Here is a 13,051-nt window from a genome sequence, read left to right on the forward strand (position 1 = left end):
GGGGTCAGAGTGTGCGGATTGAAAGGCTCAACCGACGTGACCGGGCATGTCAAAACCGCGCAGGAAGTCTTCGGCCTCCATCGCGCGTTTGCCGGGACGCTGGGCGCGCAGCACCTCGACCGCACCATCGCCGCAAGCAATCGTCAGCCCATCCAACACCTGCCCCGGAGTACCCTGCCCGCCAGCCAGACGCGATGCCAGAAGCTTCACCTGTTCGCCGGCCACATCGCACTTCGCGCCGGGAAACGGGGACAAGCCACGGATCAGGCGATCCACTTCGACGGCTGGGCGTGTCCAATCCACCCGCGCTTCGGCCTTGTCGATCTTGCTGGCATAGGTCACGCCATCTTCAGGCTGCACCTCGGGGGTCAGATCATCCAATCGCGCCAGAGCGTCAACGATCATGCGTGATCCCATGGCCGCCAGACGGTCATGCAGAAGCGCGGTGGTTTCTTCGGCGCCGATGGGCGTGGCTTCGCGCAGCAGAACGGGGCCAGTGTCCAGACCGGCCTCCATCTGCATTATGCAAATGCCTGTCTCGGCGTCGCCCGCCATGATCGCGCGATGGATCGGCGCGGCTCCACGCCAGCGCGGCAGAAGCGAGGCTTGGATGTTCAGGCAGCCATGTACCGGCGCATCCAGAACCGCTTGCGGCAGGATCAGACCATAGGCCACCACGACAGCGGTATCGGCGTTCAGATCAGCAAAAGCGGCTTGCTCGTCCGCGCCCTTCAGGGACACCGGGTGACGAACCTCGAGCCCCAGCTCCAAAGCCCGCGCATGGACCGGGCCGGGACGGTCTTTCTTCCCACGACCCGCTGGGCGGGGCGGCTGGCAATAGACGGCAGCAATATCATGCCCGGCCTCGACCAGAGCCTCAAGCACCGGAACGGAAAAGTCGGGCGAGCCCATGAAGACCAGTCTCATCGCGCCAGTTTCCTTGCCTTTTTCACCAGCATGTCGCGCTTCACCTTCGACAGGTGATCAACGAACACTTTGCCGTTTAGGTGATCAATCTGATGCTGCACGGATGTGGCCCAGATGTTCACAAAATCCCGTTCCTCGACCTCGCCCGCTTCGTTCAGAAAGCGTACGGTCACCGCGCGCGGACGGCTGATCACAGCGGAAACGCCGGGCAGGTTCGGACTGGCTTCTTCATGCTCGCGATACTGGGTCGAGGCGTGCAGGATTTCCGGATTCGCCATGCGCACTGCCTGTCCGCGTTCATCGGATGCATCTACGACAGCCAAGCGCAGCATGATCCCAAGCTGAGGCGCCGCCAGCCCAACACCGGGCATCGAGTCCATCGCAAAAATCATCTCGTCCCAGATGGCGCGAGTATCGTCCGTCACGGCCTCGACCGGATCGGCCACCGTGCGCAGGCATTTATGCGGGTATTTCACATACGGGCGATGGGTCACGACCGGGCCAGCTCTCGCTTCAGCTTTTGCATCTTGCGGGTTATCATCTGGCGCTTCAGCGGCTTCAGATAATCAATGAACAGCTTGCCGTTCAGGTGGTCAATCTCGTGCTGCACACAAGTCGCCCACAGCCCATCGAAATCACGCTCTTGCAGGTTGCCGTCGCGGTCCAGCCACTGCACACGAACTTCTTTCGGGCGGGTGACTTCTGCGAACTGATCCGGGATCGACAGGCAGCCTTCCTCATAGACGTTCAACTCGTCCGAGGATTGAAGGACTTCGGGGTTGAACATGACCAGCGGCTCGTGCGGCGCGTCTTCGTCGCGCACGCAATCCAGAACGATCAGACGCTTCAAAATGCCGATTTGCGGCGCTGCCAAACCAATGCCCGGCGCGTCATACATTGTTTCCAGCATGTCGTCGGCCAACGTCCGCAAGTCATCGGACAGGTCCGGCACGGCGTCGGCCACCTTTTTCAGGCGCGGGTCGGGGTGGATAAGGATCGGTATAATGGTCATATGCTGCATTTAGGCCATGCGCTTCGTTGGTGCAATGGCTGGCTTGCGCCTACCGCCAAAGCCGCTAACTTGCCCCAAACGCCATCCCGAAGGAGACACCATGAATTTCGACAAGATGACCGAGCGCCGCGGCACGCACTCCTCAAAATGGGACAAGATGGAGCAGCTGTTTGGCGTATCGCAGGAAGACGGGCTGGCGATGTGGACAGCGGACAGCGACTATGAAACCGCGCCCTGCGTGATCGAAGCGGCCCGCAAAGCTGTCGAGCATGGCGTCTTCGGTTATTCGTGGGAATATGACGCCTACAAAGAGGCCGTCGCGTGGTGGATGCGCACCCGTCACAATTGGGAAGTGAACCCGGATTGGGTTCTGTCCAGCCAAGGTCTTGGCAACGCGATTGCTCTGTGCCTGCAGACATGGACCGAGCCCGGCGATGGCGTTGTGATCTTCACCCCCGTCTACCACGAGTTCGCCCTGAAGATCGGCAAGAACGGCCGCAAGGTGGTCGAATGCCCCTTGAAGCGTGTGGGCGATCGCTATGAGCTGGATCTGGAGGACGCACAGTCGCGCCTAACTGGAAACGAGAAGATGATCCTGTGGTGCTCGCCGCAGAACCCGTCGGGCCGGGTCTGGAACGAAGCCGAGCTGAAGGCGGTCGCTGCGTTTGCTGAGAAGAACGACCTGATGCTAATCTCGGACGAGATCCATCAGGATCTGGTCTATCCGGATTACAAATTCGTTCCGACTGCCGTTGCCGCACCAGAATCGCTTTCGCGTCTGGTCACGCTGACCGCTGCTTCGAAGACCTTCAATATTGCGGGCCAGCGCACTGGCAACATGATCATCCCTGACAATGATCTGCGCAACGCCATGCGCGCGAAGTTGTATCAGATGGACTATGCGCCCGGCATGTTGGCCGTGTCGATGATCACAGCAGCGTACTCGCCCGAGGGTGCGGAATGGGCGGACGCCCAGATCCAGCATCTGGATCGCAACCGCAAAATGTTCGACGAGGCGATCAACGCCATCCCCGGCCTGAACTCCATGCCACTCGAGGCGACTTATCTGGCATGGGTCGATTTCTCGGGAACTGGCATGACCGATGACGAGGTCATCACCCGCATCCGTGACGACGCCAAAATCGCCGTCAGCCCGGGTCCGTCCTTCGGCATCGGCGGAGAAGGGTTCCAACGCTTCAATCTGGCCACGCAAGGCGCACGGGTCGAAGAGGCCATCGACCGCATGCAACGTGCCTTCGCCGATCTGCAGTAAACTCAGGAACTAAAGTCTGCGCGGTGCGAAACAACATCGCGCAGGGATCATTCAGGCTTCACTTGCCCTCGATCAGCGCAACCGGCGCGTTTTCTTCGCGGGCAAAATCAAGCGGCACTTGATCATGTGCTTCGGCCTTGCGCTTGAATTCGTATTTCATCTGACCGTCTTCCTCTTCCGAGGCAATGATCAGGCACTGATACAAATGCCGCGACCCGTCATAGAGGTCCACAAGCCCGCGCAAATGCGGAGCGCGTTCGGCATCCAGCGCGAATCCCGTCTCCCAGAACTTCAGCACTGGAAACACCTCTTCATTCACAAGAATGCGTAGGCGGCTTTTCTTCTTAAGGTCTTTTTTGCGCGCGGCTTCCAGCCCCTCGCGCACCTCTTTTGGCAGAAATTCAAGCATGGGTCCCCTCCCTGCCAACATCATGGCAGGGAAATGGTTGGCGTCAAGTTAACCAGTTAAGAACAATGCGTTCTTGTTCAGGTGTTGTGGTCTTCCACCAGATTGACCCCTACCACTGGGCGCAGCACGTGGGGCTTCTCGGGATCATACAGTGCCGAATCCTTGAAATCCCGGCCGCGATCCAGCGCGGGACCGACCAGAATCAACGCGGTGCGGGTGATCTTTTCGGCGCGGACTTTCTTGCGGATGTCCTTGATCGTGCCGCGGATGAACATCTCGTCCGGCCAGCCGACGCGATAGGCGACGACCACCGGGCAATCCTCGCCATAGTACGGGGTCAGCACGCGTTCGATCTCGCGCATGTTGCGTACAGCAAGGTGAATGGCCAGCGTTGCGCCGGTCTTGGCGAAGTTTTCCAGCGTTTCCCCTTCGGGCATCGAGGTCGACTGCATCGACATCCGCGTCAGCACGATGGACTGCGCAATCTCGGGGATGGTCAGTTCCTGTCCCAAAGCCGCAGCCGCAGCCGCATAGGCAGGCACGCCGGGGATGACCTGATAGTCGATGCCGTCCGCATTCAAACGGCGAATTTGTTCAGCAATCGCACCGTAAAGAGACGGGTCTCCGGAATGCACACGGGCCACGTCTTCGCCGCGCGCATGGGCGGCTTTGATTTCGGCATGCGTGTCGTCCAGCGTCATTGCAGCGGTGTCCATGACTTTCGCATCGTCAGGGGCACAGGAAACAACCTGCGGCGGGACCAGAGACCCCGCGTAGAGGCACACCGGACACTCACCGATGATGCGCTGCGCTTTCAGGGTCAGAAGTTCGGGATCGCCGGGGCCGGCACCAATGAAATAGACGGTCATGACAGATCTCCATCAATGCGACGGGCATAGCCGCGCGGGGTAAACATACGGGGGCCTTCTCCCAGTTGAGCAAGGCGAGAGTTCGACGAGCCCACCAGCACCACGGTCAGCATGTCGACTTCATCCACCTGCAATTCGTCCAGACGGCGATAGCGGATGTTCTCGGTCGGACGGCCCAGGTTCGAGGCCAGCATGACGGGCGTATCCGCCGGGCGGTGCTTCAGCAGGATGTCGCGCGCCTCGGCCAACAGGGTGCGGCGTTTCATCGACACCGGGTTGTAGAAGGCGATCACAAAGTCACCCTCAGCGGCGGCATGCAGACGCTTCACGATATCCTCGCGGTGGGTCAGCAGGTCCGACAGAGAAATGGCGCAGAAGTCGTGGCCCAACGGCGCGCCTGCACGGGCGGCTGCACCCTGCAGCGCGGACACACCGGGTGTGGACACAACCTCGACCCGACGCGCTGCATCGGTCACGCCTTTTTCTTCGGTTGTGCGGTCCAGAAGTTCATAGACCAACGCGCCCATCGCATAGATGCCCGCGTCGCCCGAACAAACCAGCGCGACGTTCTTGCCCTTGCCCGCCTGTTCCAGCGCATAGCGGCAGCGATCTTCCTCGCCGCCCAGCGGGAAGTCGGATCGCGTTTTGCCAGCGGCCAGCGGGCCGATCAGATCGATATAGAGGCCATAGCCAACCAGCTCTTCTGCCTCTTGCAGAAGGTGGCTGGCTTCCGGCGTGCGCCATGTGTGTTGGCCCGGCCCGATCGACACGATGGACAGCTTGCCACGGGTGCGACCGCGCATCTCGGTAATGGGCTCGGGTGCACGCGCGATGGCGCAAGTGGTGTTGGCGGTTTTGACCTTCTCGACCACCAGTTCGGCGTCAGGACCAGCGACGGCCAGCGCCGCGCCTTCGGACACGCCATGACAGCCAACTTCCTCGAACACGACGTCCGAAGGGTTCGCCAGACGCCCGGTTTCGGCTTCCAGTTCCTCCGCCGTGAACACGCGGAACGGCACGTCCAGACGACGCGCCAGATCATTCATTGCGCGCTCGTCCGCTTTCAGGTCCAGAGAGGTCACACAAGCGATGGCCTCGGGTGCGATGTTCGCAGCGGCCAGTTGTTCGGACACGTTCTGCCACAGCTCTTCCGGGTCCGCATTGCGCGCACAGCCGACGCCCAGCGCGAAACGCTGCGGGTGGTAAGCCAGACGGGTTGGGCCGGTCTCGACCGGTGCTTCCGACACGACCAACTCGACCGAGCCGCCTGCGTCTTCGATCTCAAAGATGTTCTCGCCAGCGATGGACACGCCCGCGCCCGACAGCAATTCTGCCATCGCTTCTTTGGCGTCGCTCTGATTTGCCAGCCGATAGCCCACGGGCGGCTCATCCAGAGCCACGCCCATCGACACATCACCGGCCGTGGTCACGGCAGCGGTGGCGTTGATTCCGGATGCGATCTGCGTGGCCAGACGGTTCGCCCCGCGATGTCCGCCCAGAAGCGGCAGCACAGCGGATCCATCATCGGCCACGGCAACAACGGGAGGCTCGGCCAGTTTGTTGGCAAGGATCGGAGCCACGGCGCGGATCAGGATGCCCGCAGCACAAACACCAACGATCGGCGTGCCCGCAGCGAACAACATCCGCACGTGATCCAGCGCGTTGGGGAAGAACGCATCGGCCTTCTCCACACGGCCCTCGCGGCCATGGACCTGCGCGCCCAACAGGGCAGCGACCTTATGGGCCAGAGCTTCACCCGAAGAGTTCAGGCAAATTACAACAGGCGTTACAGCCATGGGTCGGTTCCTTTCGCAAGCAGGATCATCGAGAAATAGGGGGCCTTTTCAGGGGCCTCGGACAGGGGCAGCACGACTTCTTCCGGCAGGCTGGCGCGTTCCACATAGGTGGCTTTCGCGGTCAGGCCAAGGTCGTCAATCACGCTGCGGATCTTGGGCAGGTGGCGACCGACTTTCATGATCGCCACCGACTCTGCGCCTTCGATACGCGACCGAAGCTCGACCTCGTCCAGCGGGCCGGGCAGCACAGTCAGGCGTTCGTTACGCGCGACCAAAGGCTTCTGCGCACGTGCCGCCACCGTGGTGATCGAGGTCACGCCGGGGATGATATCGCAGTCGAAGCGATCAGACAGGCGGGCAAAGAGATACATGAACGAGCCATAGAAGAACGGGTCGCCCTCGCACAGCACCACGACATCGTCGCCAGCGGCCAAACGTTCGGCAATCTGCGCGGCACCTGCGTCATATGCGGCTTGCGCCGGGGCACGTTCGACGCTCATCGGAACGGGGATGCGGATCTCGTCCGCGTCTTCCGAAATTAGGTCGGCGGCGATTGAACGCGCAAAGCTGTCGCCCCGCTCCAGCGCCGGATAGGCCACGACCTTGGCCGCCGCGATCAGGCGCGCAGCCTTCAGCGTCATCAGCTCGGGGTCTCCCGGGCCAAGGCCGATCCCATAGAGGGTTCCGTTCATCTTTTGATCAGGCTCCATTGGGTGACAGGGCGCAGCGGCTTCCAGCCGGACAGCGACCCCAGCGCTTCAGCGCGTTCCACGGACAGTTTCACCAACTGGCCGCCGTGTTTCTTGTGCAGCGCGGTCAGGCACATTTCGCTTTCGATGGTGACCGCGTTGGCGACCAATCGACCCAGCGGGCGCAGGGCGGCCCATGCGGCGTCGAAGGTTTCTTCGGTCAGACCACCGCCAATGAAAACAGCATCGGGGGCGTCCAACCCGTCGAGCGCAGCAGGGACCATGCCGTCGACAAGCTCCAGACGCGGCACGCCCAGCGCCAGCGCATTCGCAGCCGCCATAGCGCGGCGTTCAGGCTTGGGTTCGATCCCAATAGCGCGGGCATAGCGCGCGCCACGCATCCATTCGACGGCGACCGAGCCACAGCCGGTCCCAATATCCCACAGCAAAGCGCCGCGCATCGGCATAAGTTTTGCCAAAGTGATCGCCCGGACCTCTTGCTTGGTCATGGTGCCGTCGGATTGGAACAGCTCGTCCGCCAGACCCGGCACGCGCGGCAGAAGCGCGGCGTCGGGCGCGGCAACACAGTCCACCGCCAGCGTGTTGAATTCTGGCACTTCATGGTCCCAGCTTTCCGCCAGCCCGTCAAAGCGCGCTTCTTTGTCGCCACCCATATGTGCCAGCACAGTCATAGGGGATTTGCCAAAGCCACGCTCGGTCAGGAAAGTCGCGATCTGGCCGGGGGTCTCGGCCCCGGTGGTCAGCACCAAAAGCCGCGCGTCGGGCTGGATGAAGGCAATCATCTGCTCGACCGGGCGGCCATGTACAGTCAGCGTTTCAAGGTCCGCCATCGACCACCCCATCCGGGCCGCGGCCAGTTGGAACGCGCCGACTTGCGGATGGAAAACAATCTGGGACGCATCGAAATGACGGCCAATTTTGGCCCCGACCGAGAACCACAATGGATCCCCCGTCGCCAGAACCGCCACACGCTTGCCGCGCCGGGTTTCCAGTTCCGAGATCAAGTTGTCAAAGGGCGAGGGCCACGCAAGGCGTTCAGCCTGCGTGTCCAGCATCTCGTGATGGCGCTTCCCGCCCACGATGACCTCGGCCGCATCCAGAACCGCGCGGGTTGCCGGGGCCAGCCCGTCCACACCGTCTTCGCCGATGCCAATGATATGCAGCCAAGGTTGGGTCATGCGTTTTCCTCCGGTAGCCCCGCTGCCAAAGCGTTCACAGCGGCCGAGGCAATGGCCGAGCCACCACGCCGTCCGCGAAGGGCGACGAACTCGCAGCCGCGCGGGTTGTTTGCCAGTTCCGCTTTGCTTTCGGCAGCCCCCACGAAGCCCACTGGGAAGCCGAGGATCACCGCTGGTTTCGGCCCGCCCGCGTCGATCAGTTCGAGCAGGTGAAAAAGCGCGGTGGGCGCATTGCCAACGGCGACCACTGCGCCGTCCAGCTTGTCCGCCCACAGCTCGACCGCAGCGGCAGACCGTGTGTTGCCGATCTCTTTCGCCAGCGGGGACGTGCGGGGGTCGTTCAGGGTGACGATCACCTCGTTCTCGGCAGGCAGATAGCGGCGGATGATCCCCGCGCCCACCATCTCGCAGTCGCAAAAGACGGGTGCGCCGGATTTCAACGCTGCATGTCCGACCTGATAGGCGTTTTCCGAGAACGCCAGACGATCCGCAACCTCGACCATGCCGCAGGCGTGGATCACGCGGGTGGCAAGGGCAGCCATGCCACCGGGGAACCGCTCCAACCGTGCTTCGCGGCGCAGGGTCGCGAAGCTTTCGGCATAGATCGCCATTGGGTCGCGTTCATAGCGCAGAGGAGGTCGGCCCGTGCTCATTTCGAGCGCGCCGATTCCGGGCCATGCGGGTGTTTCGCATGGGGGTATTCCGCGTGCACATGATCGTGGTCATGATCATGGTGATGATGGTGGTGCCCATGATCGTGATCGTGGCCGTGGTCATGGCTGTGATCGTGGTGGTGGTGCCCCATGTGCAGACGGCATTCGCCTGTGCAGAAGGTGTCACACAGTTTGCAATCCGCCACGTTCGAGCCGGGCGCGGATGCCCCCTGCCCTTCGACGTGGTGGTGGTGGCTTTCCTGAACGGCGCCGACCTCGGCTTCAAAGCCCAGAACTTCCACGCGGTATTTGCACATCACGCAAGTGGGCGGCGGGACATCTGCGAAAGCGGGGTGCTTCTCGCGATCCTCGACCGAAATGGTTTTCTCTTCACCGCCATCCATCGCCAGAACCTGCGTGCGATAGCCACAAGTGCCACAGTTTGGCGGACGCACGTCGCCCAGCTGCTCGGTCACGCGCTCGGCGAAGGTTTCCAGGACTTTCGGGTGATCGTTCAGATAGCCCGCTTTGACAAAATGAATGTCCGGGTTTTCGGCAGCCACCTTATCAGTGAAGCCATAGATCCGGTCGATCAAGATGCCGCTGAACAGGAAATACGGGAACACGATGACGCGCTTATAGCCCAGCTTGGTCACGTGGTTCAGGCAGGGTTCCACCAGAGGGAATGTCACGCCGGAATAGCCCACTTCCAGCCAGCCAAAGCCCATGCCTTCTTGCAACAGACGCGCCACTTTGGCGACGTTGCCGTTGGCATCGGGGTCGGACGCACCTCGTCCAATCACAACTAGGCAGGTTTCTTCCAGCGGCACCTCGCCCTTTTCGGCGTTAGCAGCTTCGACAGCTTCCTGAATGCGTGCACCCGCGGCGGCGATCATCTTGGGATCCACGCCCAGCTCGCGCCCATAGGTCACGTCGATCCCATGCTTTTCAGCATAGGAATTCAGAACCGTTGGGATGTCGTTCTTGGTGTGCATCGCGGCGAACAGCATGCCGGGTACGGCCAGAATGCGGTCACAGCCAGCTTCGCGCAGTCGGTCCAGACCGTCGCGGATAACCGGGTTGGCAAACTCCAGATAGCCATAGTCGGTCATCCAGTCGTCCGGGAAATACGCCGGAAGCTTTTCCGCTAGGACCGCGAACTGGTCCACGGCATCCTGGCTACGCGAGCCATGCCCGCAGATCATCACACCAATTTTCGACACGTTCACGCCTCCTGCGGCTCTTCGTTTACGCCTTCTGCCTCAAGCTCTTCAGCGTCAGCATCTTTCCCCTTTTGGCCCTTCAGTGCCGCCCAAAGGCCAATGCCAGCTGCCAGACCAATCAGGATGATTGCCCCGATATGGTCGTGTCCTGCGACGTCTCCGATATGACTGGGGTGGGCAATGGCCGGACCGGCCAGAAGGCCAAGAACTACAAGAGCAAAACGGGTCATGCGGCATCCTTTCACGCATAAAGCGGGCGCAAAGAGGTTGCCTCTTTCGTTCTACGACGCTGCGTCTGATCCCCTATCTGGGTCGATCGTCAACAGCCAACCTCTCTGGCCCTATGGGCTTCGTTGGGTTTTCTATAGAAAGCGTATGGGATGGGCGCAATGGGAAAGACGGCACGGAAGGGCCGATTGGCGACATTCAGGGGCAGGTTTTACGGATCAAGGGGGCGCTAGCCGCCCGTGCAGCCGCGAATGTCCACGCCACGCCCGGCCGCCAGAACGGTCAGGCGCACATCCGAACGGTTCAGCAAGAACGGTTTTCCCGAGGTCGGAACAAGCTCGGCCACGGTGGTCAAAACCCTGCCGTTGCGCTGTGTCGACAAGGTGTTCACCCACAGTGACGGGTCTGCGGTTTCCACCACCACGACCTCGCCCCGACCAACGCGTGGCATGTCGATTGTCGCGGTCAGACGCAGCCCATCCGCGATCGGCTCGACCTGACAGATGGCTTTGCGCAGTCCGGCCTCGGCAGCCGTGTCGGGACGCGCCTTCAGCGCCCGCTTGATCGGCCGTGCGGCTTTGGTGGCCTCGACGGGCAGCGTGACCGAGATCTCGGCGTCCATCGGCATGCACACATCCTTGCACACCCCAAGGTTCACCTTGCCGGTCAAGGTAATGGGTTCACCCGCTTGGCTGGGCGTCAGGCTCATCGGCAGAACCAGTTCCTGCGAATAGCCAATGGTCTGCATCCCGGACGTCTCGAACACCTCGGGCACAGGCCAATGGAAGGTCACACCCGTCAGATTGCCCGATCCGCGCCAGTCAAGACTTGGGGGGATACCGGCCTCTCCGGGGCTGCGCCAATAGGTTTTCCACCCATCCGCCAGCCGCACCCGAAGCGCCGCCATATGGTTGCCAGACGCGTCGCGCCATCCCGGCAGAACGTCGATCTGCGCCACATCCTCGAGCGACGGCGGGAGGTCCGATTGAGCCGATGCCGGAGACACCAGCGACATGGCCCCAAGGCAGACGGCAAGGAAGGCGTGTTTCATCTTCATGCCCAAATACATAAGCGGCAAATCGCACATGTAAAATCACAAATTCCGGATAAGTTGTGACCAGCCCTTGCAATGCGTCGGTCAGACCGCTTTTCTATTAAGTATGAGCGACACGAATAACACCGAAATGAACCTCAGCGGTAAGCTGTTGATTGCCATGCCAGGCATGGGGGATCCGCGGTTCGAAAAATCCGTGGTTTTCATGTGCGCCCATTCTCCGGAAGGCGCGATGGGTCTGATCGTGAACAAGCCGTCAGCCGAGCTGTCATTGGGCGATGTGCTGGCACAGCTGGATATAGACGCAAGCTCGATCACCAAGGCGGGCAAAGTGTTTTTCGGTGGGCCGGTGGAGGGTGGACGTGGGTTTGTTCTGCACTCGGGCGAATACAACAACGACGATTCGACCTTGCGCGTGGATGAAGTGTTCTCGATGACTGCCACCCGCGACATTCTTGAAGCGATGGCCCATGGCGAAGGCCCGGAAGAGGCGTTGGCCGCATTGGGTTATGCCGGATGGTCACCGGGGCAGATCGAAGACGAGATTCAGCAAAACGCGTGGCTGACCTGCGACGCCGAGAAAGCGATTGTCTTTGCTGCCGATGATGACAGCAAATGGACTGCTGCGCTGGCCAAACTTGGCGTGGATCCACTGCTTTTGTCAGCCGAGGGTGGCCACGCTTAATCGCGCGGAGCCGCCGCACGGCGCAATCGATCATTGATCGCGCGACCAAGCCCATGATCCGGAATGGGTGACACCGCAATCGGCGCCTCCCCGTCAGCATCCAGCTTATGCAGATAGCCAAACAGGTTCGCCGCGGCTTCGACCAGATCACCAGACGGCGACAAGTTCAGCGTGGCCTCGACCGCTCCGAAGCCCAAAAGACGTTCGCCGGGGGCAACAGTGTCCGCATTCAGCCGCATCCGTGCATTCGGCGCATAGTGCGAGGTCAACTGACCCGGCGCGTTGATCGCCGCATCCTGACCGCGCGTGGCCATAGGGCCGCCCAATGCAGCCTCGAGCGCTTCGACCGGCAGACCTCCGGGGCGCAGCAATGTAGGTTCAGGATCCAGCCCGACAATGGTGCTTTCCAGCCCGACACCACAGGGACCGCCGTCCAGCACGGCTTCGATCCGGCCCGACAACCCGTCCAGCACATGCTGCGCGGTCGAGGGGCTGATCCGTCCCGAGGGATTGGCCGATGGTGCGGCGACGGGTACGCCAGCAGCCTCCAAAAGCTGTTGCGCCAGCGGATGCGCGGGCACGCGGATTGCCACCGTGGGCAACCCAGCAGACACCAGTGCAGACAAAGGTCCATCCGGCTTCAGCGGTAAGACGAGTGTCAGCGGCCCCGGCCAGAACGCCAGCGCCAGATCACGCGCGACGCCAGACAGCTCGGCATATTCTGCCACCGCATCGACCGAGGGCAAATGCACGATCAAAGGATTAAAATGCGGTCGGCCCTTGGCTTCGAATATCCGTGCAACTGCCCGATCATCCGTCGCGTTCGCTCCAAGGCCATAGACAGTCTCGGTCGGGAAGGACACCAAAGCCCCCGAGCGCAACAGATCTGCCGCGCGGGAAATTCCCCCTGCGTCGTCCTGCAAATGCTCGGTTTTCAATTCGCGCTCGGCCATGACGCTGCGTTTTCCTTTGCCCTTCAAATGACCTTCGGTAAGGGATCATCAAAGCCCTGTTAAGGGTCAATGCCCATGAAG

The 13,051-nt window shown here is 61.5% G+C and carries 15 protein-coding genes; 2 read left to right on the forward strand and 13 right to left on the reverse strand.

Annotated features, from left to right (window positions below; genetic code table 11):
• Positions 1-27 precede the first annotated feature (27 nt).
• Genes fmt through def (ALP8811_RS12625) form a run of 3 tightly spaced genes read right to left on the reverse strand, consistent with a single transcriptional unit; the run spans position 28 to position 1,939 of the window.
• Positions 28-927: a methionyl-tRNA formyltransferase gene (gene fmt / locus ALP8811_RS12615; RefSeq protein ID WP_108857624.1), complete on the reverse strand. Its 900-nt coding sequence runs from the start codon at positions 925-927 to the stop codon at positions 28-30.
• Positions 924-1,421, reverse strand: a complete 498-nt coding sequence (gene def / locus ALP8811_RS12620; protein ID WP_108857625.1) for a peptide deformylase — start codon at positions 1,419-1,421, stop codon at positions 924-926. The genes fmt and def (ALP8811_RS12620) overlap by 4 nt, the downstream gene beginning before the upstream one ends.
• Entirely contained in the window at positions 1,418-1,939 is a 522-nt protein-coding gene (gene def, locus ALP8811_RS12625; RefSeq protein ID WP_108857626.1) for a peptide deformylase, read from the reverse strand. The genes def (ALP8811_RS12620) and def (ALP8811_RS12625) overlap by 4 nt, the downstream gene beginning before the upstream one ends.
• A gap of 100 nt (positions 1,940-2,039) precedes the next feature.
• Between def (ALP8811_RS12625) and ALP8811_RS12630 the strand changes: the two genes are divergently transcribed.
• Positions 2,040-3,212 carry a MalY/PatB family protein gene (locus ALP8811_RS12630; RefSeq protein WP_108857627.1) on the forward strand — a complete coding sequence of 391 codons (1,173 nt, stop codon included), beginning with the start codon at positions 2,040-2,042 and terminating at the stop codon, positions 3,210-3,212.
• Positions 3,213-3,270: 58 nt separating this feature from the next.
• On the opposite strand, the gene ALP8811_RS12635 is transcribed toward ALP8811_RS12630, so the two are convergent.
• The 9 genes from ALP8811_RS12635 to ALP8811_RS12675 all read right to left on the reverse strand — a co-directional run bounded on the left by ALP8811_RS12635 (position 3,271) and on the right by ALP8811_RS12675 (position 11,335).
• Entirely contained in the window at positions 3,271-3,621 is a 351-nt protein-coding gene (locus ALP8811_RS12635; RefSeq protein WP_108857628.1) for a hypothetical protein, read from the reverse strand.
• A gap of 77 nt (positions 3,622-3,698) precedes the next feature.
• On the reverse strand, positions 3,699-4,490 hold the full coding sequence (gene cobM / locus ALP8811_RS12640; protein ID WP_108857629.1) for a precorrin-4 C(11)-methyltransferase: 792 nt from the start codon (positions 4,488-4,490) through the stop codon (positions 3,699-3,701).
• Positions 4,487-6,286, reverse strand: coding sequence for a precorrin-3B C(17)-methyltransferase (gene cobJ, locus ALP8811_RS12645; RefSeq protein ID WP_108857630.1), 1,800 nt, complete (start codon positions 6,284-6,286; stop codon positions 4,487-4,489). The genes cobM and cobJ overlap by 4 nt, the downstream gene beginning before the upstream one ends.
• The gene (gene cobI / locus ALP8811_RS12650; protein ID WP_108857631.1) at positions 6,277-6,978 is read right to left on the reverse strand and encodes a precorrin-2 C(20)-methyltransferase; all 702 of its coding nucleotides are present in this window, start codon (positions 6,976-6,978) and stop codon (positions 6,277-6,279) included. Before cobI ends, cobJ begins: the two co-directional genes overlap by 10 nt.
• Positions 6,975-8,174: a precorrin-6y C5,15-methyltransferase (decarboxylating) subunit CbiE gene (gene cbiE / locus ALP8811_RS12655; RefSeq protein WP_108857632.1), complete on the reverse strand. Its 1,200-nt coding sequence runs from the start codon at positions 8,172-8,174 to the stop codon at positions 6,975-6,977. Before cbiE ends, cobI begins: the two co-directional genes overlap by 4 nt.
• Positions 8,171-8,827: a precorrin-8X methylmutase gene (locus ALP8811_RS12660; RefSeq protein ID WP_108857633.1), complete on the reverse strand. Its 657-nt coding sequence runs from the start codon at positions 8,825-8,827 to the stop codon at positions 8,171-8,173. The genes cbiE and ALP8811_RS12660 overlap by 4 nt, the downstream gene beginning before the upstream one ends.
• The gene (locus tag ALP8811_RS12665; protein ID WP_108858281.1) at positions 8,824-10,032 is read right to left on the reverse strand and encodes a sirohydrochlorin chelatase; all 1,209 of its coding nucleotides are present in this window, start codon (positions 10,030-10,032) and stop codon (positions 8,824-8,826) included. Before ALP8811_RS12665 ends, ALP8811_RS12660 begins: the two co-directional genes overlap by 4 nt.
• A 20-nt stretch (positions 10,033-10,052) precedes the next feature.
• Complete coding sequence (locus tag ALP8811_RS12670; RefSeq protein ID WP_108857634.1) at positions 10,053-10,280, reverse strand: DUF6732 family protein; 228 nt, start codon at positions 10,278-10,280, stop codon at positions 10,053-10,055.
• 227 nt (positions 10,281-10,507) lie between these two features.
• On the reverse strand, positions 10,508-11,335 hold the full coding sequence (locus ALP8811_RS12675) for a protein-disulfide reductase DsbD domain-containing protein (protein WP_245924657.1): 828 nt from the start codon (positions 11,333-11,335) through the stop codon (positions 10,508-10,510).
• A 103-nt stretch (positions 11,336-11,438) separates the two neighbouring features.
• Here ALP8811_RS12675 and ALP8811_RS12680 point away from each other — a divergent pair, with 103 nt between their 5' ends.
• The gene (locus tag ALP8811_RS12680) at positions 11,439-12,017 is read left to right on the forward strand and encodes a YqgE/AlgH family protein (RefSeq protein WP_245924658.1); all 579 of its coding nucleotides are present in this window, start codon (positions 11,439-11,441) and stop codon (positions 12,015-12,017) included.
• Here ALP8811_RS12680 and ALP8811_RS12685 read toward each other — a convergent pair.
• Positions 12,014-12,970 carry an L-threonylcarbamoyladenylate synthase gene (locus ALP8811_RS12685; protein WP_108857635.1) on the reverse strand — a complete coding sequence of 319 codons (957 nt, stop codon included), beginning with the start codon at positions 12,968-12,970 and terminating at the stop codon, positions 12,014-12,016. The genes ALP8811_RS12680 and ALP8811_RS12685 overlap by 4 nt on opposite strands.
• Between the last annotated feature and the right edge of the window lie 81 nt (positions 12,971-13,051).

The organism is Aliiroseovarius pelagivivens (genome assembly GCF_900302485.1).
Lineage (GTDB): Bacteria > Pseudomonadota > Alphaproteobacteria > Rhodobacterales > Rhodobacteraceae > Aliiroseovarius > Aliiroseovarius pelagivivens.

Excerpts from the sequence above, each read along its gene's own strand:
- fmt (WP_108857624.1), bottom strand. The coding sequence starts at position 927 with ATGAGACTGGTCTTCATGGGCTCGCCCGACTTTTCCGTTCCGGTGCTT.
- ALP8811_RS12680 (WP_245924658.1), top strand. The coding sequence starts at position 11,439 with ATGAGCGACACGAATAACACCGAAATGAACCTCAGCGGTAAGCTGTTG.
- cobI (WP_108857631.1), bottom strand. The coding sequence starts at position 6,978 with ATGAACGGAACCCTCTATGGGATCGGCCTTGGCCCGGGAGACCCCGAG.
- ALP8811_RS12675 (WP_245924657.1), bottom strand. The coding sequence starts at position 11,335 with ATGAAGATGAAACACGCCTTCCTTGCCGTCTGCCTTGGGGCCATGTCG.
- cbiE (WP_108857632.1), bottom strand. The coding sequence starts at position 8,174 with ATGACCCAACCTTGGCTGCATATCATTGGCATCGGCGAAGACGGTGTG.
- ALP8811_RS12635 (WP_108857628.1), bottom strand. The coding sequence starts at position 3,621 with ATGCTTGAATTTCTGCCAAAAGAGGTGCGCGAGGGGCTGGAAGCCGCG.
- ALP8811_RS12630 (WP_108857627.1), top strand. The coding sequence starts at position 2,040 with ATGAATTTCGACAAGATGACCGAGCGCCGCGGCACGCACTCCTCAAAA.
- def (WP_108857626.1), bottom strand. The coding sequence starts at position 1,939 with ATGACCATTATACCGATCCTTATCCACCCCGACCCGCGCCTGAAAAAG.
- cobM (WP_108857629.1), bottom strand. The coding sequence starts at position 4,490 with ATGACCGTCTATTTCATTGGTGCCGGCCCCGGCGATCCCGAACTTCTG.
- ALP8811_RS12670 (WP_108857634.1), bottom strand. The coding sequence starts at position 10,280 with ATGACCCGTTTTGCTCTTGTAGTTCTTGGCCTTCTGGCCGGTCCGGCC.
- ALP8811_RS12665 (WP_108858281.1), bottom strand. The coding sequence starts at position 10,032 with ATGATCTGCGGGCATGGCTCGCGTAGCCAGGATGCCGTGGACCAGTTC.
- ALP8811_RS12660 (WP_108857633.1), bottom strand. The coding sequence starts at position 8,827 with ATGAGCACGGGCCGACCTCCTCTGCGCTATGAACGCGACCCAATGGCG.
- cobJ (WP_108857630.1), bottom strand. The coding sequence starts at position 6,286 with ATGGCTGTAACGCCTGTTGTAATTTGCCTGAACTCTTCGGGTGAAGCT.
- ALP8811_RS12685 (WP_108857635.1), bottom strand. The coding sequence starts at position 12,970 with ATGGCCGAGCGCGAATTGAAAACCGAGCATTTGCAGGACGACGCAGGG.